This is a genomic window from Acinetobacter sp. B-6, assembly GCF_056930735.1.
The window spans coordinates 77,673-101,027 of the sequence record NZ_JBXPBY010000019.1; the positions used below are offsets into that span (position 1 = coordinate 77,673).

21 protein-coding genes and 2 tRNA genes are annotated in these 23,355 nt (G+C 39.6%); 5 read left to right on the top strand and 18 right to left on the bottom strand.

Annotation, left to right across the window (positions count from 1 at the left end; translation table 11 throughout):
* Window positions 1–31: 31 nt before the first annotated feature.
* Genes AC1Z3T_RS19100 through AC1Z3T_RS19120 form a run of 5 tightly spaced genes read right to left on the bottom strand, consistent with a single transcriptional unit; the run spans window position 32 to window position 5,199 of the window.
* Window positions 32–2,203, bottom strand: a complete 2,172-nt coding sequence (locus AC1Z3T_RS19100) for a type IV pilus secretin PilQ (RefSeq protein WP_058971043.1) — start codon at window positions 2,201–2,203, stop codon at window positions 32–34.
* Window positions 2,204–2,223: 20 nt separating this feature from the next.
* A complete protein-coding gene (locus tag AC1Z3T_RS19105; RefSeq protein ID WP_005034344.1) occupies window positions 2,224–2,754 on the bottom strand; it encodes a pilus assembly protein PilP in 531 nt (176 codons plus the stop codon).
* Complete coding sequence (locus AC1Z3T_RS19110) at window positions 2,751–3,503, bottom strand: type IV pilus inner membrane component PilO (protein ID WP_004825387.1); 753 nt, start codon at window positions 3,501–3,503, stop codon at window positions 2,751–2,753. The genes AC1Z3T_RS19105 and AC1Z3T_RS19110 overlap by 4 nt, the downstream gene beginning before the upstream one ends.
* Window positions 3,500–4,141 carry a PilN domain-containing protein gene (locus AC1Z3T_RS19115; protein ID WP_004825390.1) on the bottom strand — a complete coding sequence of 214 codons (642 nt, stop codon included), beginning with the start codon at window positions 4,139–4,141 and terminating at the stop codon, window positions 3,500–3,502. Before AC1Z3T_RS19115 ends, AC1Z3T_RS19110 begins: the two co-directional genes overlap by 4 nt.
* Window positions 4,141–5,199: a pilus assembly protein PilM gene (locus tag AC1Z3T_RS19120; RefSeq protein ID WP_009587163.1), complete on the bottom strand. Its 1,059-nt coding sequence runs from the start codon at window positions 5,197–5,199 to the stop codon at window positions 4,141–4,143. The genes AC1Z3T_RS19115 and AC1Z3T_RS19120 overlap by 1 nt, the downstream gene beginning before the upstream one ends.
* A 163-nt stretch (window positions 5,200–5,362) precedes the next feature.
* Here AC1Z3T_RS19120 and ponA point away from each other — a divergent pair, with 163 nt between their 5' ends.
* Window positions 5,363–7,903 (top strand): penicillin-binding protein PBP1a, encoded by a 2,541-nt coding sequence (gene ponA, locus AC1Z3T_RS19125; protein WP_419320036.1) that lies wholly within the window; start codon window positions 5,363–5,365, stop codon window positions 7,901–7,903.
* A 57-nt stretch (window positions 7,904–7,960) separates the two neighbouring features.
* On the opposite strand, the gene AC1Z3T_RS19130 is transcribed toward ponA, so the two are convergent.
* The 10 genes from AC1Z3T_RS19130 to AC1Z3T_RS19175 all read right to left on the bottom strand — a co-directional run bounded on the left by AC1Z3T_RS19130 (window position 7,961) and on the right by AC1Z3T_RS19175 (window position 19,073).
* Window positions 7,961–8,764, bottom strand: a complete 804-nt coding sequence (locus tag AC1Z3T_RS19130) for a putative RNA methyltransferase (protein ID WP_100884388.1) — start codon at window positions 8,762–8,764, stop codon at window positions 7,961–7,963.
* A gap of 73 nt (window positions 8,765–8,837) precedes the next feature.
* Window positions 8,838–9,956, bottom strand: coding sequence for a phospho-N-acetylmuramoyl-pentapeptide-transferase (gene mraY / locus AC1Z3T_RS19135; protein ID WP_004825397.1), 1,119 nt, complete (start codon window positions 9,954–9,956; stop codon window positions 8,838–8,840).
* Entirely contained in the window at window positions 9,956–11,365 is a 1,410-nt protein-coding gene (locus tag AC1Z3T_RS19140) for a UDP-N-acetylmuramoyl-tripeptide--D-alanyl-D-alanine ligase (protein WP_100884387.1), read from the bottom strand. The genes mraY and AC1Z3T_RS19140 overlap by 1 nt, the downstream gene beginning before the upstream one ends.
* A 9-nt stretch (window positions 11,366–11,374) precedes the next feature.
* Window positions 11,375–12,883 (bottom strand): UDP-N-acetylmuramoyl-L-alanyl-D-glutamate--2,6-diaminopimelate ligase, encoded by a 1,509-nt coding sequence (locus AC1Z3T_RS19145; protein ID WP_100884386.1) that lies wholly within the window; start codon window positions 12,881–12,883, stop codon window positions 11,375–11,377.
* Between the two features lie 7 nt (window positions 12,884–12,890).
* Window positions 12,891–14,726: a penicillin-binding protein PBP3 gene (ftsI, locus tag AC1Z3T_RS19150; protein ID WP_004825404.1), complete on the bottom strand. Its 1,836-nt coding sequence runs from the start codon at window positions 14,724–14,726 to the stop codon at window positions 12,891–12,893.
* A 9-nt stretch (window positions 14,727–14,735) separates the two neighbouring features.
* Window positions 14,736–15,068: a cell division protein FtsL gene (ftsL, locus tag AC1Z3T_RS19155; protein WP_004825406.1), complete on the bottom strand. Its 333-nt coding sequence runs from the start codon at window positions 15,066–15,068 to the stop codon at window positions 14,736–14,738.
* Window positions 15,068–15,991, bottom strand: a complete 924-nt coding sequence (rsmH, locus tag AC1Z3T_RS19160; RefSeq protein ID WP_005034360.1) for a 16S rRNA (cytosine(1402)-N(4))-methyltransferase RsmH — start codon at window positions 15,989–15,991, stop codon at window positions 15,068–15,070. The genes ftsL and rsmH overlap by 1 nt, the downstream gene beginning before the upstream one ends.
* 170 nt (window positions 15,992–16,161) lie before the next feature.
* Window positions 16,162–16,599, bottom strand: a complete 438-nt coding sequence (locus AC1Z3T_RS19165; RefSeq protein WP_005034361.1) for a GNAT family N-acetyltransferase — start codon at window positions 16,597–16,599, stop codon at window positions 16,162–16,164.
* A 97-nt stretch (window positions 16,600–16,696) separates the two neighbouring features.
* Window positions 16,697–17,713, bottom strand: a complete 1,017-nt coding sequence (locus AC1Z3T_RS19170; RefSeq protein WP_004825411.1) for a sulfate ABC transporter substrate-binding protein — start codon at window positions 17,711–17,713, stop codon at window positions 16,697–16,699.
* Between the two features lie 367 nt (window positions 17,714–18,080).
* The gene (locus tag AC1Z3T_RS19175; protein WP_005034362.1) at window positions 18,081–19,073 is read right to left on the bottom strand and encodes a sulfate ABC transporter substrate-binding protein; all 993 of its coding nucleotides are present in this window, start codon (window positions 19,071–19,073) and stop codon (window positions 18,081–18,083) included.
* Between the two features lie 376 nt (window positions 19,074–19,449).
* Here AC1Z3T_RS19175 and AC1Z3T_RS19180 point away from each other — a divergent pair, with 376 nt between their 5' ends.
* The 4 genes from AC1Z3T_RS19180 (at window position 19,450) to AC1Z3T_RS19195 (ending at window position 21,644) form a co-directional block, all read left to right on the top strand.
* Window positions 19,450–19,761, top strand: a complete 312-nt coding sequence (locus tag AC1Z3T_RS19180) for a hypothetical protein (RefSeq protein ID WP_100884385.1) — start codon at window positions 19,450–19,452, stop codon at window positions 19,759–19,761.
* A gap of 138 nt (window positions 19,762–19,899) precedes the next feature.
* Window positions 19,900–21,408: a glutamate--tRNA ligase gene (gltX, locus tag AC1Z3T_RS19185; protein ID WP_005034363.1), complete on the top strand. Its 1,509-nt coding sequence runs from the start codon at window positions 19,900–19,902 to the stop codon at window positions 21,406–21,408.
* A 58-nt stretch (window positions 21,409–21,466) separates the two neighbouring features.
* Window positions 21,467–21,542, top strand: a tRNA-Ala gene (locus tag AC1Z3T_RS19190).
* A gap of 26 nt (window positions 21,543–21,568) precedes the next feature.
* Window positions 21,569–21,644, top strand: a tRNA-Glu gene (locus AC1Z3T_RS19195).
* Window positions 21,645–21,803: 159 nt separating this feature from the next.
* On the opposite strand, the gene AC1Z3T_RS19200 is transcribed toward AC1Z3T_RS19195, so the two are convergent.
* The 3 genes from AC1Z3T_RS19200 to AC1Z3T_RS19210 all read right to left on the bottom strand — a co-directional run.
* Window positions 21,804–22,244, bottom strand: coding sequence for a type VI immunity family protein (locus tag AC1Z3T_RS19200; RefSeq protein WP_472231565.1), 441 nt, complete (start codon window positions 22,242–22,244; stop codon window positions 21,804–21,806).
* Between the two features lie 54 nt (window positions 22,245–22,298).
* Entirely contained in the window at window positions 22,299–22,880 is a 582-nt protein-coding gene (locus tag AC1Z3T_RS19205; protein WP_472231564.1) for a hypothetical protein, read from the bottom strand.
* 27 nt (window positions 22,881–22,907) lie between these two features.
* Window positions 22,908–23,355: type VI immunity family protein (locus AC1Z3T_RS19210; protein WP_483396874.1), on the bottom strand; the 448-nt coding region annotated here is incomplete at its 5' end.

The window sequence follows — 23,355 nt, forward strand, 5'->3', positions numbered from 1 at the left end:
CACCTATCGAATTGCTTTCATTGAAACTATATTAATGATTTCTCGTACGACTGTCATTAACAATTCTTGGTGTCACAAAGATTAGCAGTTCACGTTTATTATCAGATTTTAGATCTTTACGGAATAAACGCCCAAGATAAGGTATATCTCCTAAGAATGGTACTTTAGTTTGGCTGCTTTTAGTTTCTTGCTCAAAAATCCCACCCAAAACTACAGTTTCACCATTATCCACCAAGACATTGGTATTAACCTCATTCTTATTCAGAATAATTTCTCCATTAGGTGCTGTGCCTGCTGGTGAGTCGCTGGTAATATTAAGCTGCATTTGCACTTTACCATCAGGGGTAATGCTAGGTGTTACATCCAGACTTAATAATGCATCTTTAAATGATGTGGTTGCTGTTGCTGCACCACCAGCAGTTTGTGTTGTTTGATAAGGAATTTGTTGACCTGATGAAACTTTGGCTTTTTGTTTATCAGCAGTCATCACTTTAGGTGTTGAAATGACTTCACCATACCCATCAGATTGCAAAGCAGATAACTCCAAGTCCAACATAAAATCAGACATACTGATTAAACCAAAAGCTATTTTACTCGCACCCGTTGTTGTAACACCAAGGTCTACATTCAAGTTATCAGGTCGTGTAATGGTATATTTACCATCATCATCTGGCGTTCTTAAATCCCATAGGGTTTGATCACTCCCTCCCACCAAAAGGTCATTATTTTTGTTAATCCCCTGAGATAGAATTCCCCATTTCACGCCCATTTCTTTGGTAAAATCTGTTGTAGCACGTACAATTCGCGCTTCAACCATGACTTGCTTAATAGAAACATCAAGCAAGTCAATCATCTTACGAATTTTATCAATATTATTCGCAGTATCATTGATGATTAAAGTATTTGTTCGTGTATCAGCTACTGCACTGCCTCTTAAACTTAAAAGACTTTCCAATGCTAAAGATTCTGTATTGGTGGTTCGATTTGCTTCTGCCCCTTTCGGATTTCGAGAGTCTTCCAGTAATTTCAAAACATCTGCCACTTTGGTGTAATTCAGCTGAATATATTCAGTTTGAATAGGTGCTAATTTTACACTTTGTGCTAATGCCTTTGCTTCATCCTCTTCCGCTTTAATTAACTCAGTTACAGGCGCAATCCAAATCACACTCCCATTACGGCGTTTATCCAAATTCTTTGTTTTTAGGATAATGTCTAAAGCTTGATCCCAAGGCACATCTTTCAAACGCAGGGTGATATTGCCTTGTACCGAATCAGCAGCCACCATATTGATGCCAGTAAAGTCTGCCAATAACTGCAACACTCGACGGACTTCAATATCTTGGAAATCTAGCGATATTTTCTTGCCTGTATAAGATTGGCTTGAACTTGGGCGAGCCACCTTATTTTCTGCAGGTCGTTTCAAGCTGACTGTTAATTTATTTTCAGCTTGGAAAGCCATATATTCATAGCTACCCGATGATTGAATGGTGATAACACCATTGGAACCGTCGTTATAAGCGTCTACGCTAGAGACAGGTGTTGCAAAATCATTGACATTTAAACGACGCAATAAATGTGTAGGAATTTTATTTCCCAATGTTCGAATAACGACCTTACTGCCTTGCTGCTGGACATCCACTGGGGTATTTGCACCCGAAAGGCTCACAATTACTTGTCCTTCGCCAGCATTTCCACGTTGGAAGCCAATATCAGCAATCCCTTGATTTTGCTTACTGACCGTCGAAGATACATAACTTGGTAAGCTCGGTGCTTGATTGGCATTATTAATTTTTAAAATAAAAGTATTGCCTTCAACACGTGTTGTAAAAGCACCACTATTTTTTAAATTTACCGTTAACCGAGAACGTTGATCATCTGCAGCGACATCGACTGTTGAAGCCTCCTCACTCGCTACGGGAATAGATGCTTGGCTAATATTTTGTTTAGCATTGTCAAAATCCAATACTAAACGAGATGGATTATCCAATTGATAGGCTTGTGGCTGCGGAGGAAGACCATTAAACATGACACGAATTTCTGTCCCTTGCCCCGGTATTTTCATCGGAACAATGTTGGTCATCGTGGTTTGTGCTGCTGCAACTTGTGTAATTGCAATTGCGACCGTCGCCATAGTAAATTGACGAAGTTGACTATTCATAAACTTACCATCCCCAATCAAGATATTTTTCAAACTCTTTTTCATTTTTATTCCTTTATTCCGTTTTAATCCACTGGACCAATTAGAACTAGACTGCGTGGTCTTTCGATATAACCGTCTCGACCATCTGGAACAATTTCCAATAAATCAATACGGGTCGGTGTAATTTCAATAATTCGACCCTGATTCATCCCCATGTAATTGCCCAGTTGAACACGTTCAATTTCACCATCTGGTGTTTGGATTAATCCTACCGTTTGTCCTGCATTGCCCTTCATACTTCCTTTCAGTGTCAACGACTCTAAAGGATAACTTTCAAGTGGCTGCGGTTGTCTAGAGAAATTCGGATACACTCGTTTTCCTGACATCACCTTTAATTCATTTGCCAACGAACTTGGTAAGAATGGACTACGCAATTGTTGTGCAGAATAATTAAAACTTGGCACAGGATTAAATACAGGTGCTGGTTCAATCGGCAAAGGTGTTTGACTACGAATATTTGCCATTTCCTGATTGACGGCATCAATCCTAGAGTCACAACCAACCAACAACAAAGTGAATGAGATTCCACAGATTATTTTATTGTGTTTTTTCATTGTGGTGTCCCTCCTTGCTGTGGTGTCGATGGTGCAGCTGGATTTGTCTGATTCACAGTTTTTTGAGCTTTCTGTTCATCAGCACCAATATAGCGATAGGTTTTTGCCTTAATGGTATAGTCAATCACAGGAACATCAGATTTTTTATCCTGACTGGCAGTTCCTGTAATGGTGAAATCATGCAAAGTAACAATACGTGGTAAAGCAGCGACGCTACTGACGAAAGTACCAAATGAGTGATAATCCCCTGTCGCATCAATGGAAATAGGTTGTTCAATAAAGAACTCTTGCTTCACTTCAGGTTCAAGTCTGATATTTTTAAATTTTAGCCCTGAACTCACCCCAGTCACGTTAATATCTTCAACCAAACTCGGAATTTCAGTTTCTTTTGGCAACTGTTCCAATTGTTGATTGAAATTGGCTTCCATTTGTTGTAACTGGGCTTGATATTGTTGCAAATTTCGTAACTTAGAGTCTTTTTCTTTAAATTCATTCAGTAGATTCTGTTCAACTGTGCGCGCCTGATCAATTGCATCCAGCTTCGGTCTCACCGCAAGAAAATAGCCAATTGCACAAACCACAAAGAACAAAAATATCCAACAAGTAATTTTTACCGATAGCGGCCAACTACCATAGTTGTTCATATCCAAAGTATTGAACTGTTGAAAAAATTTCTCAACTGTCATTTTATTCTTTTTTGGAGCATCATTTACCGATGAATCTAATTGCTCAAAATCTTCACGACTCATTTCGCACCCCCAGCAGCTGGAACTTGTTCAGCCTTTGTTGCACTATCATCTGCTACAGAAGCGATTTCCCCTAAATCTACAGTGACCACAAAGCTTCCATAGGACTCTTCTACTCGAGGAATCACGGATGTTTGTGCTTGATTTTTATTTTCTTCTGCGGCTAGGAATGAATTCATAAAGGCATTTCTATACCACTCAGAAGCTTCCAAACCACGCAATAATTCAGCAACGGTATTCGGACTTTCAGCTTTACCTTCGATGGTAAATTTATCCCCAACACGACTGAATTTCGTGATGTACATTTGTGCTGGAACGACACGAACCAATTCATCAACCAAGCGAACAATCACAGGACGTTGTCCTTGCAAACCTTGAATCAACTTCATTCGCTCAATAATGGCATTACGACGCTCTTGCAATCCATCTAAAGTTTTTAATTGCATATCTAAGTTTTGATTGGTACTAGTAACCAACTGATTGGCTTGTTCTTGATCCTCAAGTTTATGATCAAAATAAAACCATGCTAATAGCACAGTTGCTAATCCAATCAATGCGACACCCACACAGATTGCCACAAATTGCTTCTTTTTCTGTTCTCTTAGCTCATCACGCCAAGGGAGTAAGTTAATCTTTGCCATTAATCAAAACTCCTCAACGCTAAGCCACATGCAACCATAAGTGATGGTGCATCATTTTCTATTTTTCTTAAGTCAATTTGTGGTGAAAAACCCATTTGTAAAAATGGATTTGCAATGGTGACGCGATAACCAAGTTTTTGTTGTAATAATTTTGCCAGTCCAGGGATATTTGCATTTCCGCCTGCCAGCAAAATATGATCAATCTCATTAAATTGTGAGGAGGAGAAGAAGAATTGTAATGAACGTGCTGCTTGCTGGACCACAGCTTCTAAAAACGGCATTAACACTTCAGTTTCAAAATCATCGGGTAAGGTGCGGTCTTTCTTGGCACGACCTGCTTCCTCATAAGATAAACCATAACGATTTTGAACATCTTGTGTCAGTTGTTTGCCCCCAAACACCTGCTCACGCGTGTAAATAATCTTACCTTTTTGCATCACAGACAATGTGGTCATGGTGTGACCAATATCTAAGATCCCAACAAGATTAACCCCGATGGGTAAAGTATCTGAAAAGACATCGAATGCACGTTCTATGGCATAGCTTTCTACATCTGCAATTTTAGGAGATAAGCCTGCAATTTCCAGAACTTCAACACGAGACTCAATATTTTCAGCACGTGTCGCCACCAAAAGTACATTCACTCGATTCGGATTGGCTAACTTATCATTCAATACTTCAAAATCTAAGCTCACTTCATCCAAAGGAAAAGGAATATATTGTTCAGCATCCATTCGAATCTGAACTTCTCTTTCCTCATCGGACATATCTGCATCCATTTCTATGATTTTATGAATCACCATAGAAGTAGGTACAGCAACAGCTACATTTTGCGATTGAGGGTTAGCAAGATTAACTGCTCGCTCTAATGCATCTGCAACTGCTTCTGGATTGAGAATGTTTTTTTCAACCACACTCCCATCAATCAGCGGACTCAATCCATAACTTTCAACCCAGTAACGACCGTTCTTAACAGAGAGCTCTAAAATTTTTACAGTAGTAGAACTAATATCTACTCCTACCAACCCCTTATTTTGCTTACGATATAGTCTAAGCACGATACATTTCCTATTATTTTTTTATCCCCAACAAATAACACAAACTAGCTGTATTTGGTCTTAATTTTTTACAGATACAATATCCCATCTAACAATCCATCACATGAGAAGCTATACTGACCACAATTAGTTTGCCATTAGCTATTATTAAAACTTACTTGTTATGAAAAAGCTATCTTGTTCAGGTCATATTCATCCCTTTTTTTTGCTGATTATTATTATCTTAGTCGCAATTCCGATGGGCTTTTATGGAATGTACCTATATATTGCCCCATCTCTGCCAGAAATGAGCTCTTTAAAAAAAGCGCCATTATTAAAACCTTTACAAGTTTACTCGGCAGATAATCAATTAATTGCTGAATATGGTGGCAAGCTTTCTGTGCCTGTGGAATACGATCAGATTCCGCCGCATTTCATTCATGCTTTCCTTGCTGCTGAAGATTCATCTTTCTTTGAACATAGCGGAATCAGCTTTAAGGGCTTAGGTCGTGCATTGAGTGAAAGTGTGACTGGATCAAATGTACAGACAGGTGGTTCGACCATCACCATGCAGGTTGCCAAGAACTATTATCTATCACCTGAACGTACTTTGAAGCGTAAATTGACTGAAGTATTTTTAGCCCGAAAAATAGAACAAAACTTATCCAAAGAAGAAATCTTATCTTTATATGTCAATAAAATTTTCTTAGGTAAAAATGCCTATGGTATTGCTGCTGCAGCAAAAATTTACTATGACAGAAGCTTAGATCAGCTCAGTATTGCACAAATGGCGATGATTGCTGGTTTGCCTAAAGCGCCTTCTAAATATAATCCTGTTGTAAACCCTGAACGTGCACTTGAGCGTCGTAACTGGATTTTGGGACGTATGCTTCAGCTAGGCTATTTGAAACAGGCTGAATATGAAAAAGCGGTTGCTGAACCGATAAACTTAAGCATGCCAGATCGCGGTTTAAGCAATAAATTTCCTTATGTCGGTGAAATGGTTCGCGCTGAATTGGTGGAAAAGTTTGGTGAACAAGCGATTGACTCAGGTTATAAAGTTTATACAACTGTTAATAGTCAGCGTCAGCAATATGCTGAAGATGCTGTACAAAAAGGTTTAGAAGATTACGACCGCCGTCATGGTTGGCGTGGTGCTGAGGCACATGACAAGCCACTCAAAGATTTTATTCCTTATGCCAATACATACCCTGCCGAAGTGATTAAAGTGGGCAGCAATACCTTTGAAGCCAAAATGCAAGATGGTTCAACGGTAACCGTCCCTTGGTCAGGAATGTCTTGGGCAAGAAAATACATCAATGCCAACGCTGTGGGTGGTGCACCCAGTCGTGCCTCACAAATTGTTTCAGTGAAAGATATTATCCGTTTACGTCCCAATGACAATAAAACGGCTTGGTCATTAGTGCAAACCCCAAAAGTCCAAGGTCAACTTATTGCCATCAATCCAAATGATGGTTCTATTGAAGCTGTGGTCGGGGGGTACAACTTCTATCAATCGAAATTTAACCGTGCATTACAAGGTTGGCGCCAACCAGGCTCCACCATTAAACCCTTTGTTTACGCACTTGCCCTTGAACGTGGTATGACACCTTATACTATGGTCAATGACAGCCCAATTACGATTGGTCGTTGGTCACCAAGAAACTCCGATGGTCGTTATTTGGGCATGATCCCATTACGTCGTGCCTTATATTTGTCTCGTAATACAGTATCTGTACGCTTACTACAAAGTGTTGGTGTCGAACGTGCACGACAATTACTGATGGACTTTGGTTTACAAGAAGATCAGATCCCGCGGAACTTCACCATTGCCTTAGGTACACCACAAGTACTTCCTGTACAAATGGCAACAGGCTATGCAGCTATTGCCAATGGGGGATATCGCATTCAACCGCATTTTATCAGTCGTATTGAAGACGCTTTTGGTAAAACCATCTATGAAGCAAGCCCTGAATATGCGTGTATTCCATGTATTAACCAAAAAAATCAGACAGTTGATGCCGAAGTCACCCCAGATGATGAAGTGATTGAAGGTGCCAATCTCAGTGTTGATGATGCAACAACACCTTTAAGTAAAGAAGAGCAAAGTAAATATCGTCAAGCCCAACGTATTTTAAAATCACAGTCGGCCTTCGACATGGCAAATATTCTTCGTGATGTAATTGTACATGGTACAGGTCGTGCTGCACTTAAAATTGGTCGTGATGATATCGGTGGTAAAACAGGAACAACGAATGATGCTAAAGACGCTTGGTTTGCAGGCTTCAATGGTAAATTGGTTGCCATTGCTTGGGTAGGCTTTGACCAACCATCTACATTAGGTCGACGCGAATTTGGTGGTATTGCTGCACTTCCAGTTTGGACCAGCTTTATGGATAAAGCTTTAAAAGGCACGCCATCGGCTTGGGTACACTTTGATAAAGATGCTAAAGCACCAATTTCGCGTGAACAACGTCATCAAACTCAAATTGATGACCAAACTCAAAACGAAAGCTATGGTTCATCTCCACCTTTAGCCCGTCCAATCTTTAGACCAGCTCCAGTTGCTCCAACACGTAACGCGTCCAATGATTTTGATGATTTACCTGATGAGGGTAATGATCAGCCGTTAAAGCCGAATAAAGCAACACCGCCTGCGATGAATCAAGGTGCTGCAAAACGGGAACAAGACTCGCTTGAAAATTTGATCAACGAAGTTCAATAGTCAAATTTCATCATAAAAAATGCCATCAATAGATGGCATTTTTTGTCGATTAACTGGCTATTTTTTCTGAAAAATATACATCTGAAATGCGGCTTTTAATTCAGTTTGTGCTTGTTGTTCTAAAACCATACGCTTTTCAGGTTTTGCTTTATATGCATAAGGTGTCATAGCAATCAGATTTTTTAATTGTGCTTGATTTAACTCAAAAGTCGTTTCCACAATCGGTTGCTCAATCAAATCAAAATGCGCTTGTAATTGCTCAATAAACTTATGCGGATCATGCATTTTTACTTCATCAAATAAACCTTCACGCATTGCATACAAATGCTCAGGCGCAGGCGTAACCACGATGAGATAAGCCTGAGGCTTAAGGACTCGCAGGATTTCCTCAATAGGAATTGGGCTAAACAAACTGGTACATAGATCTATGGATTGATCTAAAACTGGTAATGTCGCCCCTGTTCCCACAATCCAAGTCACTTTTTTATTGAGCTTTGCAGCCACCTGAACTGCATTTTTCGCAATATCTACCCCAACACATTGCATCACCTCATGTTGCATTGCATCAGTATAGTAGCCTTCACCGCAACCGATATCCAACAGATTTTCAATACGTAAATCTCGAATTTTTTTTACGATTGCTTGTTGTAAAGGTGCATAAAATCCATCACTGAGAAAAGCCCGTCGCGCTTGTACTGATTCAACAGTATCCCCTGGATTTTTACTGTGTTTGTGTTGCACCACATGTAAATTGACATAACCTTGCTTTGCGACATCATAACTATGATGATTTACACAGCGCCAAGTTCGACCTGATAGGCTTAACCCCTCACGGCATACAGGGCACATCAATAAATTCATCGTATTCTCCACAAAATATAGTAAAAGCCAATAAAAAAGCCGGCAAATGCCGACTTCTTCAACTGACTTTGGCTTATCGTAATTTTAATGTCATTAGACCTAAAACTACCAGCATAATTGTAATAATCCAGAAACGGATCACCACTTGAGTCTCACGCCAGCCTTTCTTTTCATAATGATGATGTAAGGGTGCCATCAAGAAAACACGTTTATTACGCATACGTAGCGATCCGATTTGCAAAAACACGGAAATCGCTTCAACAACAAATACCCCACCCATGATCGCGAATACTATTTCTTGACGAACCATCACTGCGATTGTACCCAACATCGCGCCTAGGGATAATGCTCCCACATCGCCCATAAAGACTTGTGCAGGATGTGCGTTATACCATAAGAATGCTAAACCAGCACCAATCATCGCAGCACAAATAATCACCAATTCAGATGTATATTTCACATACGGAATATGTAAATAATTGGCAAAGCGAACATCACCTGCCAAATATGCAAAAACACCTAAACCAGCCGCAACCAATACAATTGGCATGATCGCCAAACCATCCAAGCCATCAGTTAAGTTCACCGCATTTGAACCGCCATTAATGACCAAATAGGTGAAAATAATAAACCCAATCCCCAATGGAATTGCAGACAATGGAATACTCAAATTCTTAAAGAATGGAATCAACAAATCTAACATATTGGCTGTATGTATAGGATTATCCTGCTGAGTTGCAATTACATACAATGCAATACCTGCTCCCAGTGAACCGATAGATGTCCAAAAGAATTTTTTCTTGGCAGGCAAACCAGCATTGTCTTTATAACGAACTTTAATCCAGTCATCTGCCCAGCCAACTGCACCAAAGATCACCATAACCATTAAAACAATCCACACATAAGGATTGGATAAGTCTGCCCAAAGCAAAGTACTAATCCCAATGGAGAGTAGGATTAAAATCCCGCCCATGGTTGGTGTACCCATTTTCTTGGCATGATTTTCAGGTGCAAACGAACTGACTGCTTGACCATATTTGAGCGCTTGTAGTTTACGAATCATCACTGGGCCCAAAGCCCAACCAATCGCAAGTGCAGTCAATACACTGAGCAATGCGCGTAACGATAAGTATCGAACAACTTGGAACGCATTTTCATAACCCGCCAAGTGTTGAAATAACCAAAACAGCATTAAACTTTCTCCATCAAATCAGCCATCAACGTTTCCATATGGGTATAACGAGAACCTTTAAATAAGAAACTCATGGACTGGGGTTGATGTGTTTTTATTAAACTTAATAATAAAGGCAAAGCTTGTTCTTGATTCAGAAAAGCTTGTAATTTTTTACCATATTGAGTGCTTCGAGCACCTTCTTGTGTTGCAGGAGCAAACTCGCCTACAGCGACAACAAAATCAATACCACTCACTGAAACGAGATCACGACCTAGCATGTAATGCTGTTGAGCCGCAGTATCTCCCAGCTCTCCAATATCCCCGATGACCATGACTTTAATTCCTTGCTGTTGTGCAAGTACCTCAGCTGCGGCACGCATGGACGTTGGATTGGCGTTGTAGGTATCATCAATCAATAAATGATTATTTTTTTGAATAAAGTTTAGACGCCCTTTAGCCCCTTGTGCAGACTCTAAACCAGCAACAATATCCTCTAAAGCGATACCGATTGCTAAGGCGAATGCTGTTGCAGCCTCTGCATTATGTACATTGTGTGCACCTGCAAAAGGCAAATTAACCAATTTGGAGCCTTGCGGTGTATTGATGGTAAATATTGCTGATTGTGCCAGCAACTGAATATCTGTTGCAAAAACCTCACCACCATCCCCAAAACTCAAACAATGTTCTGTCTGTATAGCTTGGCGAATCGTATCAGTGAAATCATCAGCCGCAGGAATAATAGATGTTCCTGTTTGATCAATATGGCGATAAATTTCAGATTTAGCACGACAAATTCCATCGCGACCGCCAAACTCTCCTAAATGTGCAGTGCCGATATTGAGAATACCCGCCACCTGAGGTTGTACCAAGTTTGAGGTATAGTCAATTTCACCTTGATGGCTTGCACCCAGCTCCATGACTGCATATTGATGTTCTGAACGCAGTTCCAAGAGCATCATTGGCACACCAAGATCATTATTTAAATTACCACGAGTAACCAAAGTCGGAGCTAAACGTGTAAGGATACTACCCAACATTTCTTTGGTGGTGGTTTTACCACTACTGCCAGTCAGTGCAATCACTTTTAATTGAGGATGCTGAGCGCGACGATACGCACCTAAATGTCCCAATGCCAAACGGGTATCTTCAACAACCAACTGACAAATATTGGCTTCAACAGGATGACTGACAATCGCAATTTGGCAGCCATTTTCAGCCACTTGCACAACAAAATCGTGTGCATCAAAACGTTCACCTTTAAGTGCTAAAAACACATCACCCAATTCAGCATGGCGTGAATCAGTTAAAATACGTTTAATTTCACCTTGTGGTACTTGATCTAAATACCAATATCCTTGAGTTGCTTCAGCAAGTTCTGTTGCTGACCATGGCTCTAAAGGTACAGTACTCGTCGTCGAGGTATGCATCGTTTATTCCTACTGAGCTGGATAGGCTGAATTGGTTTTATGGTGTTGCGCATCTATAGCAGATTGCACTTCAACAACATCATCAAACCAATGACGCACCCCATCTATTTCTTGATAGTTTTCATGTCCTTTGCCAGCAATCACCACAATATCGCCTGCTTGTGCATGCTTGACTGCATATTTAATCGCTTCACGACGATCATGAATTTCATGCACCTCGTGCTGGCTAAAATCGATATCTTGTTTCATGTCGGCAAAAATTTGTTCAGGATTTTCAGTGCGCGGATTATCTGATGTCATCACCACAGGGGTGGCTTGTTCCAATGCTGCTTTGGTCATCAAAGGACGTTTACCACGATCACGATCACCTCCACAACCAAATACCGCCCAAAGTTGATTTTCAACATGGCGCTTTAAAGTTTTTAATACTTGGGTTAATGCATCTGGCGTGTGAGCATAGTCGACAACAAATAATCGATCCTGATCACGAATGACTTGCATTCGTCCTGGTGCGCCTTTTAACTCTGGTACTTGTGCAATCAACTGTTTTAAATCAAAGCCTGCTTGCTCAGCGACAATTAAACTTGCCACAAGGTTTTCAATATTAAAATGCCCAAGCAATGGGCTATGTACAGTAAATTCGCCTTTGGCTGTTTTTAAGTGAAAAACTGCACCATCCAAGCTGTATTTAATTCCAAAGACCTGATAATCAGCAGCTTTAGAAGTCGAATAAGTCAATACTTTAGGGTGCGACAAATTACTGCTCGCAGCATTCATCATCAAATCAGCATGCGCATCATCAATATTAATAACTGCGACTTTTAACGAAGACCATTTAAACAATAAAGATTTTGCTTCAGCATAGGCTTCAAGTGTCCCATGATAATCCAAGTGATCACGGCTTAAATTGCTATAGGCGGCAATTTCGATATCACAACCATTCAAGCGCCCTTGCTCCAAGCCATGAGAACTCGCTTCGATTGAAGCAAATTCAGCGCCTTGTAAGGCAAAATCATGCATTAGATTTTGTATATGCAAAGCATCTAAAGTGGTATGCGAGGACGCTTCCAAGTGCGGTAAAATACCATTACCTGTTGTCCCCATAACCGCACATTTTTTATTTTGCAATGTCAACAACTCAGCAACCAAACGCGAAATCGTTGTTTTACCATTGGTTCCAGTGACAGCCAAAACGCGTACCGCTTGTACAGGTGTTGTTGCTTGTAAATATTGTTTTTGCCATTGTCCCATCAATCTGCGAACTTGAGGACAAACCAAAGCTGGTGCAATCCCTAAATCCGTTTCACTAATAATTGCCAATGCACCTTTATCCAAAGCCGCCTGAGCAAACTGCCGTGTTTTTTCAGGTTGAGAATAACTGGTTAATGCAATAAAAATCTGTCCGTGCTGAACATAGCGACTATCTAGAGAGAAACCCTTAAATGGCTCAGACATCCAACTTTGTGTATGGTCTTGATCACGACCATTGTGATAAATGTCTTGAAAATTAATCATCATGATTTACCTATCGCGTCGCCTTTGCCGTTTCAAGCGGCTTGTCCAAAGGCACATTCATTAAACGTAAAGACTCTTGCATAATTCGAGCAAAAACTGGTGCTGCAACCAGACCACCATAATATTGACCACGAGGATTTTCCACCACCACAATAATCGCTAATCGAGGATCACTAATCGGCGCGACACCTGCAAATAATGCACGATATTCTGTATTTGAATAACCACGATGATCAGGACGCAGCTTATGTGCCGTTCCTGTTTTACCACCAACACGATAACCTGGAATATTGGCTTGTTTTGCGGTTCCGCCTGGCATAGTCACTTGCTCTAACATCAATAAAACTGAATCAGCAATTTTAGGATCTAAGACCTGCTTCCCTTTGGGCTGGTCATTGAGTTTATAGAGACTTAATGGATATTCCACACCATGATTGGCTAACATGGCATAGCCTTGTGCCAACTGCAAAATCGTCGCATTTAGACCATAACCATAAGCCATTGTGCCGATTTGCGATGAATTCAATTTCTCAGGAGGAAGCACCAAACCACTACTTTCACCTGGGAATTTCACCGCTGAACGCTGACCAAAACCGACCTTTCTAAAGAAGCTAGGTAACGTTTCTTTCGGCAAAGACAAGGCAATTTTTGCAGAGCCCACGTTAGATGACTTGATAATCACACCAGTAACAGTCAGTGAACCATAGTTATGCGTATCACGAATGGTATGAGAACCTAAACGCATTGAACCCGGGCTGGTATTAACTACAGTATTTGGCGTATATTGACCACTTTCCAACCCAGCAGAAATCGTAAAAGGCTTCATGGTCGAACCAGGTTCAAACATGTCGATTGCCCCTCGGTTACGCATGGCATCTTTATTATTTAAACCATTCTTGTCGTTGGGGTTATAAGATGGCCAACTTGCCATTGCCAAAATTTCGCCCGTTTTAACATCTACAGCGATTGAAGATGCAGAGCGCGCATTGTTTGCCACACCTACAGCAGTCAACTCACGATACATAATATATTGCAAACGTGAATCTATACTTAAAGTGATATTTTCGCCTGCTTTAACCTCTTTGACCACTTCTGGCGTGCTAATACGGTTACCGTGCTTATCCCGTGAGATTTTTTGCTCACCATCCTCACCTGCAAGACGTGAGTTTAATTGCATCTCCAAGCCTTCAATCCCGGTTCCCTCACTATTGGTTAAACCAATAATCTGAGCATTGGGTTGAGGTTGTGGATAATAACGTTTATAGGTTTTCTCAGCATACACCCCTGCAAATTTATGCTGGGTAATGAAATCTGCCTGAGGCGGTGGAACTTCTTTTTTTAACACCAAATAGCGTGAGCGAGGACGTTCATTCAAACGTTTCTTTAAATCTGCACGATCAATGCCTACCGCATCTGCCAATTCATCTAAATTTAAATTTTCATCCGGTAACTGACGTTTCAATTTTCGACTATTTGGCGTTTTTTGTAATTCAGCTGTGATGGTGTCAAATTGCTTTTTGGTCTCAAAATACTCTCGTGGATCAATCACCACTTTCATGATCGGAGAGCTAATCGCCAAAGGCACACCATGGCGATCACTAATCACACCACGCATGGCTTTCAACGTTTCTGTACGCAAAATATTGGCATTGGCTTTATTTTGCAAAAAGTCTTTATTAATCACTTGCACATAAAATGCACGACCAACCAGACCTACAAAGCATAAAAGAACCACGCCCCACATAAGATAAAAACGCCACATATCGATAGATGCGGTACTTTTTTGGGTAATGGACGGCTGCTTTTTACGCGGTTGCCGAGTCTGTTTAGTTTGCTTATCTACCATACAGATGCCTTACTTCTTCTGCTCTGATTCACTTGGTAATGAAATGACAACTGTTTGTGCAGCTGGCGGTGAATACATTCGGAGTTGCGTTACTGCACGCGTACCAATTTGTGCTGTCGCACCAAATGTCTGTTGTTCAATGAGCAAACGCCCCCACTCTGCATTGATATCTTCGCGCTCACGCATATAACTATTTAAATCACGAAAATCATGACGATAAGCAAAAACTTGTAACACCACCATAAAAGCGCTGATCAGTACTGCGGCAACCATAAGACCATAAACAATTGCTTTTTTGACAGCCAGTTTACGACTTGATTCTTCTATAATTTCTTGTTTCATTATGCGCCTTTTTGTTCTAATCGCTCTGCAACCCGGAGCCAAGCACTACGTGAGCGAGGATTCACCTTGACTTCTTCCTCACTGGCACGAATTCGGTCTATTTTTTTCAGTCGACGAGTATCTTGTACTTTTTGCGGTAATCCCCAACCATTATCTTCTGCTAAAGTTGATTCTTTTTGAATAAATTGCTTAATAATTCGGTCTTCAAGTGAATGAAAACTTATCACGGCTAAACGTGCGTTTGATTTTAACAAATCTACGGCTTGAGGTAAAAAGGTATGTACATCATCCAGCTCTTTGTTAATTTCTATACGAATGGCTTGGAAAGTTCGTGTTGCCGCATGCTTATTCTTTTCCCACTTTGGATGCGCAACTTTAACAATTTCTGCTAATTTTCCTGTGGTTTCAATATAACCGGCTTGTTTAATCGCTTTGGCAATACGACGGCTATAACGTTCTTCACCATATTGAAAGATGATATTCGCCAAATGTTCTTCTTCAACATCCAGCAACCACTCAGCAGCGGTTTGCCCTTGAGAATTATCCATACGCATATCAAGTGGTCCATCATGCATAAAACTAAAACCACGTTCAGCTTGATCTAACTGAGGTGATGACACCCCTAAATCTGCCATAATTCCATCAACTTGATAAATATCCAATTGATTCAATTCTTGTTGTAAATCTGCAAAACTTGCATGAATAATTTTAAATCGAGGATCTTCTTTTTCAAGCTGATATGCCACTTCGAGTGCTTGAGGATCTTTATCAAAAGCATATACTTTGGAGTTTTCATCCAACTTAGAGAGCAATAAACGGGTGTGACCGCCACGCCCAAACGTCCCATCCACGTAAATTCCTGTATTGCGCCCTGCAAGTAAAGCATCGACAGTTTCATGTAGTAATACAGAAATATGAGACATAATTAGAGTTTCAGTTTAAGCAAAAAAAGTAACTGCACATTATTACCTTGTTTTGTTAAAGCTCCAAACGACTTTTTGTAGGGAAATATTACTTTTTATAGAGAAAACCGTTTTTCCTGTGTTTGAAACAAAAAATAGGGCGAAAAAACAACAAAAGCAGTGCTACAAAGTTACCGTGCTTGCTTCATCATTTTCACGTCATGATTTTCAAAATGTTCAACGACTCGCCAACCATGTTGAGCATAAAACGTACAAGCACGGCTTCTTGCATCAGTTTCCAAGCAAATTTCTTGAAAATATTGAAATAAAAAATCTTCCGCTTTTTTAAGTAATGCAGTGCCAATGCCCTTTGCTTCAAAATCGGGATAAACAAACATTGCAAAAATACTTCCCTCATCTTGATCTGCTATTGCAAATCCACATACCTGATCATTCAATTCAGCAACCCAAACACAAGAACAACTGTGAATTAACTCAGATATGGTTGCTGTCGTAATACCTAACTCAGTCAATTGTGTTCGTGATAAATGATTCTCTTTGACTGAGGTTCGAATATCAAAAATTGTTTCAATGTCATTGGCTGCCGCCAGTCTGATTTGGATGCACATAATTTCAAGTTATTGTTCAATTTGAACTGAGTCTAACCTATTCATTGATGAATAAAAAAACCTCCTTAAGGAGGTTCTTCATCAAATCAATTACCGCTTAACGTTTGGTATTATAAATCTGATCGAAAACACCGCCATTTGCGAAATGTGTTTGCTGCGCTTTCGCCCAACCACCAAATACTTCATCAATGGTGAAAGTTTTTAATTCAGGAAATTGTTTCGCATATTTTGCTAAAACTTTTGCATTACGTGGACGATAAAAATGACGTGCTGCCATATCCTGACCAATCGGGGAATATAAATAATTGATATAGCCTGTTGCCAACCACTTATTGCCATTCTTCTCAACCGTCTTATCTACAATCGCAACAGAAGGCTCAGTCAGAATCGACATAGACGGATAGACGATATCAAACTTATTGCCTGTGGCTTTTTTACTGACCATGGCTTCATTTTCCCAAGTCAATAAAACATCACCAATGCCACGTTCAGCAAAGGTGGTCATGGATGCACGTGCAGCAGGATCCATTACTTTCACGTTATGATACATCTTGGAAACAAACTCACGCGCTTTCGCATCATCACCACCTGGTTGTTTCAATGCATAACCCCAAGCTGAAAGATAAATCCATCTTGGCAATCCACCCGTTTTCGGATTCGGTGTAATGATTTGCACACCCGGCTTGGTTAAATCTGTCCAGTCTTTGATACCTTTAGGATTACCCTTACGCACTAAAAATACAACCGTTGAAGTATAAGGTGCTGAGTTGTTTGGAAACTCTTTTTCCCAACCCGGGTTAATTTGACCCGACTTTACAATTTCATTGATGTCGTTAGCTAGAGCCAGAGTCACCACATCACCTTTTAAACCATCCACCACGGCACGTGCTTGCTTTCCAGAACCGCCATGTGATTGTTTAAAATCCACAGTTTTTCCTGTACGCGCTTTCCAATATGCACCAAATGATTTATTAAACTCATCATAAAACTCACGAGTTGCATCATAAGACACATTTAAAAACTCACGATCAGCCGCATGAGTGACTTGAGTTGTTCCTGTAAATCCAGTTGCAATAATCACAGCACTTAAAAGTGCTTTAAAATTCTTTTTCATATGAGCGCCGCAGCAAATTTAAAATTATTCTAAATATATGAAATAAGCCAATAAACATCAATCAAAAGCATAAAGATACAAGATCGAATGAGGAGCAAAAATAAATGATGATTGATATTGATGAATTTTTTCAATTCATTGAAGTTTGAAATTGCCAGTTTAATTTTATTTTGATCATATTAGATAAAAGATAGAAAACCAAAAAACAGTCATGCTCAAACAGGACCACCTTTCATAAAAATATTAATCAATAAGGTACACATCAAGGCTATCGCAATAATATAAGGATAAGTGATTTAAAGTAAAAACTGAAAAAAGTACAAAAAAGCAAAGCCTGATCAGATCAAAAGGCTTTGCTTTCAAAGCATTACTTTTCAGCTGTAAATTGATCGTATACCCCACCATTGGCAAAATGCACCTTCTGTGCTTTCGCCCAACCACCAAAAACTTGATCAATTGTGAACAATTTGATTTTAGGGAATTTAGCAGCATATTTAGCAGCCGCTTTTGTATCACGAGGACGGAAATTGTATTTTGCTGCAAGATCTTGCCCTACAGGAGAATACAGATAATTTAGATAACCTTTGGCTAGGTTTCGATTGCCATCTTTATCGACAACTTTGTCGACAATGGCAACTGAAGGTTCAGCAAGGATAGAAATCGACGGATAAACAATCTGATATTTGTCTTTATCTGGACCAGAGGTTGCTAAAATTGCTTCATTTTCCCAAGACAGCAATACATCACCAATACCACGATCAGCAAAAGTAGTGAGAGAGCCTCGAGCACCAGAGTCTAAAACTTTGACATTTTTATAAATCTTTTTCACCAACTCACGTGCTTTAGCATCATTACCACCTGGCTGTTTTAAGGCATAACCCCAAGCGGATAAATAAATCCAACGCGGTGCACCACCCGTTTTAGGGTTCGGTGTAATAATTTCAACACCTGGTTTTACCAGATCATTCCAATCTTTGATTCCTTTTGGGTTGCCCTTTCGGACCAGAAACACCACTGTTGAGGTATATGGTGCCGAGTTATTAGGAAACTCCTTTTGCCAACCTTTTTCAATCAGTCCCGCATTGACAATTTCATCAATATCATTCGCCAATGCCAACGTTACCACATCCGCTTGTAAACCATCGACCACGGATCTTGCTTGTTTTCCTGAACCACCATGAGATTGTTTAAACTCAACATCTTGTCCTGTTTTCGATTTCCAAAACTGTCCAAAACTTTTGTTATATTCTTGATAAAATTCTCGTGTGGGATCATACGATACATTTAAAAATTCTTTTGCAGCATATGTATTCCCTATCGCAATCAGACTGATTGCACTTAAAAGCAGTCGTTTTTTCATTTGTTTCTCAGTTTTTAGTACTTAGCATGCACTATATTTTCATTGTTTTAATTTAACAATCAATTACTTATAAAAATAAACTCTATTCTTTTCATATTTTAAGATATTCAAATATATGCAATAAACAGCTTAATAATTTCGAATATTTTCTAAACAACTTAATGTAGACTTGAATTCTTCACGATTCATCCATATTTATATGATATTAATTTAATTATTACATTTCGTTTCAATGGTTGTTTTTTAGACATTTTTTGTGTAGTATTATTAAAAAATGTGACGTAGTTAAGCTTTTTGTAACTTATTTTGCTACAATAACCATGTTAAACACACCTTGTTAAAGAAAAAAAATCGACCATCCGGGGGAGTAGATGGAATGAAGTATCCATATTTAAAATTGTTAGGTATCAGTATAGGACTAACAATCATGGCGCAAACAGGTCATAGTGCTGTCATTAAAGACACTACTCGACCAATACAATCTATGATTGTGGTATCCGACAAACAATCACCGATTGAAAAAGCGCTGAATCAGCAAAAACGTGGTGAAAGCAAATTGATTTCAGACAAAGATCAAATCAAAGTTTTAGCTTCACTTAAAACTACACCATCGCAAAACTTTTTAGCTGAACAACATCAAAAATTTTCGCGTTTTGTACAAGCAATTTTCCAACCACATACCTCATAGTTGCTTGATTTGAGAAAATAAATTCTTTACTCCTCAAAAGAATTTAGAAGCCCAGTCCTTTATTGGTGAATTAACCCTTAAGCGATTGGGCTTTTTCGTTATAATAGTTTCAATTTACATTCTGAATAATATTTGGTTATGAAAGTCCGTACTCGTATTGCACCCTCTCCAACAGGTTTCCCACATGTAGGGACTGCCTATATCGCTTTGTTTAACTTATGTTTTGCCAAAAAACATGGTGGTGAATTTATTCTTCGTATTGAAGATACAGACCAACTTCGCTCTACACCTGAATCTGAACAAATGATTTTAGACTCATTGCGTTGGTTAGGATTAAATTGGTCAGAAGGTCCAGATGTCGGTGGTCCACACGCACCTTATCGCCAATCTGAACGTATGGGAATTTATAAACAATATGCTTTAGAACTGGTTGAAAAAGGGCATGCCTTCTATTGTTTTGCGACGGCTGAAGAGCTTGATCAAATGCGTGCCGAGCAACAGGCTCGTGGTGAAACACCGCGTTATGATGGGCGTGGTTTAAAACTTTCTCAAGAAGAAGTACAACAACGTCTTGCTGCTGGTGAAGCGCATGTGATTCGTATGAAAGTACCTGAACAAGGGATTTGCCAATTCAACGACTTATTGCGTGGTGAAGTTGAGATTCCATGGGCACAGGTAGACATGCAAATTTTGCTGAAAACCGATGGCTTACCAACTTATCATCTGGCCAATGTGGTCGATGATCATTTAATGGATATTACCCACGTAATCCGTGGTGAAGAATGGATACCATCTGCGCCAAAACACCAGTTACTCTACCAATATTTTGGTTGGGAAATGCCAACCTTATGTCACATGCCATTGTTGCGTAATCCTGATAAATCAAAATTGTCGAAGCGTAAAAACCCAACCTCGATCAATTATTACAAAGATATTGGCGTACTTCCTGAAGCATTACTCAATTATTTAGGTCGTATGGGATGGTCAATGCCAGATGAAAGTGAAAAGTTTACTTTAGCTGAAATGATTGAGCATTTTGACATTCAACGTGTTTCTTTGGGCGGTCCAATTTTCGATGTTGAAAAACTCAATTGGTTAAATGGTCAATGGATCAAAGCGCTTACACCTGCCGAGTTGCTCAATACTTTGCTTGCTTGGAAAGCAGACCGTAAAACCCTTGAAGACATTGCTGCAGCCATTCAGCCACGTATTAATTTACTTTCTGAAGCTGTTAACTGGGCAGGTTTCTATTTCAATCAATTCCCTACCTTGTCAAAAGAACAGTTCGAAAGTAAAAAACTCAGTGAAGAACAAGTTCGTCAAAGTTTGCAGTTTGCCATCTGGCGTTTAGAAAGCTTATTTACTTGGAACAACGATACCGTAAGTCAAACGCTTATGGATTTGGCGAATCAAATGGAAATCAAGCTCCGTGATTTCATGCCTGCATTCTTTATCGCGATTGCGGGTTCGACTTCATCGACCCCAGTTATGCAATCAATGGTGACGATTGGTCCAGACTTAACATTTGCACGTTTACGCCACGCACTTGAAATTGTGGGTGGTCCGAGCAAAAAAGAAGCAAAAGTTTGGGAAAAACTAAACGAAAGCATTAAATTGCCGAAAAATGATGCAATCAACGAAGCTTAATTCATTTTTCTGTTGACGTGAAGGCGCAATATCCCTAATATTGCGCTCACACAGACTGGGGGTCATAGCTCAGTTGGTAGAGCGCTACAATGGCATTGTAGAGGTCAGGAGTTCGATCCTCCTTGACTCCACCAAAAGTTTTACCTGTGTTGCCTCATCTGTCCCTATCGTCTAGAGGCCTAGGACATCGCCCTTTCACGGCGGTAACCGGGGTTCGAATCCCCGTAGGGACGCCATATTCAAGATGGCGACATCTTTGTAAAAAACCCAAGCATAATGACTTGGGTTTTTTATTATCTAAATTTTGATTCACTCAATGTGACTTCAACCTAGTGATATAGACAAGCTGTTGAAAAACTCATAGAGTAAAATATCACTTCATTTGATCAATAAATCTAATCCTGCGACTTTAAGTTTTCAGGAACAGGATATTTTTTCAATAACTCAGCATCATCTTCTCGATCCCAACGCCCAAGCCACCAATCACATTGTTCAGGCTGAAAAAATACAGGTTCCCACTCTGCCAATGAATCGGCATATTGCGTTAACGGAAGCATTTTTTCTCGAATTGGTTTAATAATATTGTTTAACGCTTGATAACCTTGTGGGCGTGGTAAACCTATTCTTGCCAATTGTGGTGATTCATCTGCTCTAAAAAATACTCCACCATTGATCGGCTCTAAACGTAACGGCGTATTCGGGTCTTGTTGTTGAATGGCTTGTACTTCATCGAGTTTTTCAAGCCACGGCTGACCGAGATACACCAACCAAGCTGTTGAACGTACACCTTTTTCTAAAGAGGGTTCATCATTGGTCACATGACTACTTTGCGTCATGTTCTTATCAATATCTAAGCCAAGAAAGCGATAATTGGCTGCGGTTTCAAAAGCTTACCAAGGTACTGCTTGGGTAAAATCTAAGGGTTGCCCAACGCGATAACCACAATAGGCTTGTTCTATCTTAATTTCACGAACTATTGATTTAAAAAACTCAATACATTGCAAACGGTTGTTACTATTTTGAGTAAAATCAAATGGAAAAATAAAATTGACTGTTGAATAGCGTTCATTATTTGCCATCTCCGAACTACACAACACATCAACACCATAATTAGGTGCAAAACTCATTTTTGCTTGATCTGAAAAATAATAAATGACAGAGGTTTTTTCCTTTTTTATATCTTCTAATAAATTTTCAGGAAAACCGTCCTTACGAAATTTACGTTCGTGTTGGTTTTTTACAGAGGCTTCTCGCTGAAATTCAACACCCGTCAAAGCAATATAATCTTGTATTTTTTTTACAAAGTATTCTTTTATTTCTAGTTGATCACCGTTATAAAACCAAAAAGACATCATTAGATTTAAGCGCACTGGTTCTGTTTTGGATTCAACGTCCACATAAGGCAAAGTATAATTTTGTGTTTGTTCAATCTGATCTAACCAAGCTTCCGCTTGTTGAAATAACTCATTCACTATTTATCAACATCCCATAAATCAAATCTAATCCTGTGGCTTTAAGTTTTCAGGAACAGGATATTTTTTCAATAACTCAGCATCATCTTCTCGATCCCAACGTTCAAGCCACCAATCACATTGTTCAGGCTGAAAAAATACAGGTTCCCACTCTGCCAATGAATCGGCATATTGTGTTAACGGAAGCATTTTTTCTCGAATTGGTTTTAGAATATTGTTTAACGCTTGATAACCTTGTGGGCGTGGCAAACCTATTCTTGCCAATTGTGGTGATTCATCTGCTCTAAAAAACATTCCACCATTGATCGGTTCTAAACCTAATGGCGTATTCGGGTCTTGTTGTTGAATGGCTTGTACTTCATCGAGTTTTTTAAGCCACGGCTGACCGAGATATACCAACCAAGCTGTTGAACGTACACCTTTTTCTAAAGAGGGTTCATCATTGGTCACATGGCTACGTTGAACCATATTTTTA

Bases quoted from the DNA above. Each gene is read 5' to 3' on its own strand.
- AC1Z3T_RS19100 (WP_058971043.1), bottom strand. From the start codon at position 2,203: ATGAAAAAGAGTTTGAAAAATATCTTGATTGGGGATGGTAAGTTTATG.
- AC1Z3T_RS19105 (WP_005034344.1), bottom strand. From the start codon at position 2,754: ATGAAAAAACACAATAAAATAATCTGTGGAATCTCATTCACTTTGTTG.
- AC1Z3T_RS19110 (WP_004825387.1), bottom strand. From the start codon at position 3,503: ATGAGTCGTGAAGATTTTGAGCAATTAGATTCATCGGTAAATGATGCT.
- AC1Z3T_RS19115 (WP_004825390.1), bottom strand. From the start codon at position 4,141: ATGGCAAAGATTAACTTACTCCCTTGGCGTGATGAGCTAAGAGAACAG.
- ponA (WP_419320036.1), top strand. From the start codon at position 5,363: ATGAAAAAGCTATCTTGTTCAGGTCATATTCATCCCTTTTTTTTGCTG.
- AC1Z3T_RS19130 (WP_100884388.1), bottom strand. From the start codon at position 8,764: ATGAATTTATTGATGTGCCCTGTATGCCGTGAGGGGTTAAGCCTATCA.
- mraY (WP_004825397.1), bottom strand. From the start codon at position 9,956: ATGCTGTTTTGGTTATTTCAACACTTGGCGGGTTATGAAAATGCGTTC.
- AC1Z3T_RS19140 (WP_100884387.1), bottom strand. From the start codon at position 11,365: ATGCATACCTCGACGACGAGTACTGTACCTTTAGAGCCATGGTCAGCA.
- AC1Z3T_RS19145 (WP_100884386.1), bottom strand. From the start codon at position 12,883: ATGATGATTAATTTTCAAGACATTTATCACAATGGTCGTGATCAAGAC.
- ftsI (WP_004825404.1), bottom strand. From the start codon at position 14,726: ATGGTAGATAAGCAAACTAAACAGACTCGGCAACCGCGTAAAAAGCAG.
- ftsL (WP_004825406.1), bottom strand. From the start codon at position 15,068: ATGAAACAAGAAATTATAGAAGAATCAAGTCGTAAACTGGCTGTCAAA.
- rsmH (WP_005034360.1), bottom strand. From the start codon at position 15,991: ATGTCTCATATTTCTGTATTACTACATGAAACTGTCGATGCTTTACTT.
- AC1Z3T_RS19165 (WP_005034361.1), bottom strand. From the start codon at position 16,599: ATGTGCATCCAAATCAGACTGGCGGCAGCCAATGACATTGAAACAATT.
- AC1Z3T_RS19170 (WP_004825411.1), bottom strand. From the start codon at position 17,713: ATGAAAAAGAATTTTAAAGCACTTTTAAGTGCTGTGATTATTGCAACT.
- AC1Z3T_RS19175 (WP_005034362.1), bottom strand. From the start codon at position 19,073: ATGAAAAAACGACTGCTTTTAAGTGCAATCAGTCTGATTGCGATAGGG.
- AC1Z3T_RS19180 (WP_100884385.1), top strand. From the start codon at position 19,450: ATGAAGTATCCATATTTAAAATTGTTAGGTATCAGTATAGGACTAACA.
- gltX (WP_005034363.1), top strand. From the start codon at position 19,900: ATGAAAGTCCGTACTCGTATTGCACCCTCTCCAACAGGTTTCCCACAT.
- AC1Z3T_RS19200 (WP_472231565.1), bottom strand. From the start codon at position 22,244: ATGACGCAAAGTAGTCATGTGACCAATGATGAACCCTCTTTAGAAAAA.